This is a genomic window from Corallococcus praedator (assembly GCF_003612125.1).
GTDB classification, from domain to species: domain Bacteria; phylum Myxococcota; class Myxococcia; order Myxococcales; family Myxococcaceae; genus Corallococcus; species Corallococcus praedator.
Window position 1 is genome coordinate 1 of record NZ_RAWI01000670.1, and the last position, 2,647, is coordinate 2,647.

At 71.9% G+C, this 2,647-nt stretch carries 3 protein-coding genes; 1 reads left to right on the forward strand and 2 read right to left on the reverse strand.

Annotated elements, in window-relative coordinates:
* On the forward strand, positions 1–769 hold a 769-nt coding region (locus tag D7Y13_RS40620; protein ID WP_439329258.1), incomplete at its 5' end, for an alpha/beta hydrolase.
* Positions 770–795: 26 nt separating this feature from the next.
* Here D7Y13_RS40620 and D7Y13_RS40625 read toward each other — a convergent pair.
* Both D7Y13_RS40625 and D7Y13_RS46165 read right to left on the reverse strand, forming a co-directional pair.
* Positions 796–1,809 carry a hypothetical protein gene (locus D7Y13_RS40625; protein ID WP_147444337.1) on the reverse strand — a complete coding sequence of 338 codons (1,014 nt, stop codon included), beginning with the start codon at positions 1,807–1,809 and terminating at the stop codon, positions 796–798.
* Positions 1,810–1,829: 20 nt separating this feature from the next.
* A partial coding sequence (locus D7Y13_RS46165) for a hypothetical protein (RefSeq protein ID WP_158626203.1) occupies positions 1,830–2,647 on the reverse strand: 818 nt, incomplete at its 5' end.

A 2,647-nucleotide genomic window follows, 5' to 3' on the forward strand; every position in this document is an offset into this window, starting at 1 on the left:
TACCTACGACGCCATCGTGCTGGACCTGGCGCTGCCCGCCCCCGAGGTGAGCGGTGCCGTCGCGCTCACGCTGCCCGCTTCGGACGGTGCGAACATTCCCGTGCGGGTCCTCGAACCCCACGTGAAGACCCGGGCCGCCCATCCTCCCGTGGCCCTGCTTGTCCACGGCCTCACCCGCAACAAGGAGGACTGGCTCGCGGATGCCCCGCCCACCCACGGAGGCGCCTTCACCGAGGCGCTGCGTGCGGCGGGCTATCGCGTGTACCTCCTGGACGCCCGCCATCATGGGGAGCGCAAGCTGCCCGGAGAGAAGCCGAGCCTCCTGGTGAAGCGGCTGCACGCAGGGGAGTCCGGGCCCTACGTGTCGATGATCTCCGGCACGGCCGCGGATGCGCAGGTCGTCCTCGCGCACGCGCTCGAAGGGGGCCGGCCCGCGCGCGTGCTGGTGGCCGGCTACAGCATGGGCGCGCAGGTGGCGCTGATGCTGGCGGCCCGCGAGCCGCGCATCACCCACCTGGTGACGATGGTGCCTCCGGACATCGAGCCCACGCTCGGAGAGGTCGCGCCCATCAACGTGGTGGGCCGGGTGCGGCAGCGCTGGCTGCTGCTCAGCGCGAACCAGGATGAACTCGCGCCGGTGGCCCGGAGCGCCGCGCTCTTCTCCGCCGCGCCCTCCAAGCACAAGGTGCACCGCACCTTCGAGAGTGGCCACGCCCTGCCGCGCGACTATCTGCAGGAGGTGCAGCGCTGGCTCGCCGCCGAGCGCTGAGCTGCTCAGGGCTTCCCTTCCTGGCTTCAGCCTTCGCCGCAACGGCCCTGGCGCCCCCGGCATCGCCAGACCTGGAGCGTGGCCAGGAGCCCGAACGCCGTGAGCCCTCCGCCCGCCTGCGAGCATCCCTCGGGCTGGGGTTTCTCGGGCTCGGGCTTGGGCTCTTCTTTCGGGCACGTCAGCTCGAAGGCGACCTCCAGGGAGGGGAGCGGCGTGCCGGACTGTTCGAGCACCGGACGCAGCATGGCCACGTGCCTTCCGGGGGGAAGCCCCTGGTCCGAAGGGGGAGGCTGCTCCGGCAGGACCTCGCAGACCGCGTAGAGGGTCAGCAGATCATGCGGGGCCTTGGTGCGGTCCTGGAGCCTGACCGTGCCCGCTGAATCCACCGAACCGTGCGGCGCCGTGGCCCACGTCTGTCCATCCACCACCAGCGTCCAGTGCACCCACGGCAGGAAGGGCACCAGTTCCTGCGTGGGCGTGAAGCCCAGCGTCACCGTGCTGCCCTCCACGCCCACGGAACAGGACCCGCCGCCCCAGACCTGGAAGGAGCCATGCTGCTCCGGCCCGGCGAGCAAGGACCCTGACGTCGCCGGAAGCGTGACCGCCGGGCCCGCCGTGAACGTCGTCGCCACGGTGTCCCATTCCTCTGACTGGCCCTGGCACGGGCTGTTGCCCTCCAGGCGATAGCCGGTTCCCGGCACGAGCGGGGCGGCCGGAACGAGGATGCCGCTTCCGTGGGGACCCGTCAGGAAGCTCGCCTCCACGTCGGCGCCTTGCTCCGTGCGCAGGCGCAGGCTTCCGGCATCGAATGTGTTCAGGAGCGGTGGCACCACCACCAACGCCGGCACGTTCGCGGGCACGACCGCGTCCGGGGGCAGCGGGAAGCGGATCATCCGTGGGTCGCACGCGATGCTGGTGCAGGCCTCCGCGGAAGGGGGCAGCGCGACCCCCCATCCGAGCAACAACGTCGCTGCGCCCAGGGACTTCCATCCATGTGTCGTCATGGCCTTGAGACACGCGAGCCCGGCGCGTTGGGACATGTCGCCACCGGAGGCTTCGCTCAGGCGCGGTCCTTCGCCGTCCGGCGGCGCCAGAGCTGGAGTGTGGCCAGGAGTCCGAACGCCGTGAGACCTCCGCCCGCCTGCGAGCAACCTTCGCTCCGGGGGGCCTCGGGCTCGGGCTTGGGTTCAGGGTCGGACGCGTCCTGCGGGCACGTCAGGTCGAAGGAGACCTCCAGGACCGGCAGCGCGGTCCCCGACTGTTCGAGCACCGGGTGCAGGGTGGCCACGTGCCGCCCGGGGACAAGGCCCGTGCCGGTGTCATCCTGCGGGGAGCGCGGGTCGTCGCAGATGGAATGGACGGTCAGCAGGTCCCGCATCGTCCTGAACCCATCCGAAGGGGTGACGCCGCCGCTGGAGTCCACCGCGCCATGCCATGCCGTGGCCCACGTCTGTCCATCCACCTTCAGCGTCCAGTGCACCCATGGCAGGAAGGGCACCAGCTGGGGGGCGGGCGTGAAGCCCAGCGTCACCGTGCTGCCCTCCACGCTCTCCCAGCAGGATGCGCCGCCACTGACCCGGACGGCCCCGTGCTGTTCGGGGGCTGCTTGCAGCGTCCCGGTCGCCGTGGGCAGCGCGACCTGCGGCCCCGCGGTGAAGGCCGCCACCGCGCCGCCCGGCTCATGGGGGCTGGAACCGCAGGAAGGGGTGCCCTCGAGGTGGTAGCGCGTCCCGGGGATGAGCGGGGCGGCCGGGACGAGGACGCCGCTGCCCTGCGGGCCCCTGAGGACGCGTGCCTCCACGTCCACGCCTTCCTCCGTGCGCAGGCGCAGGCTCTGCTCATCCACGAAGTTGATGGGAGGGGGCAGCACCACCAGGG

Coding starts and splice junctions, on each gene's coding strand:
- D7Y13_RS40625 (WP_147444337.1), bottom strand. CDS start 1,809: ATGTCCCAACGCGCCGGGCTCGCGTGTCTCAAGGCCATGACGACACAT.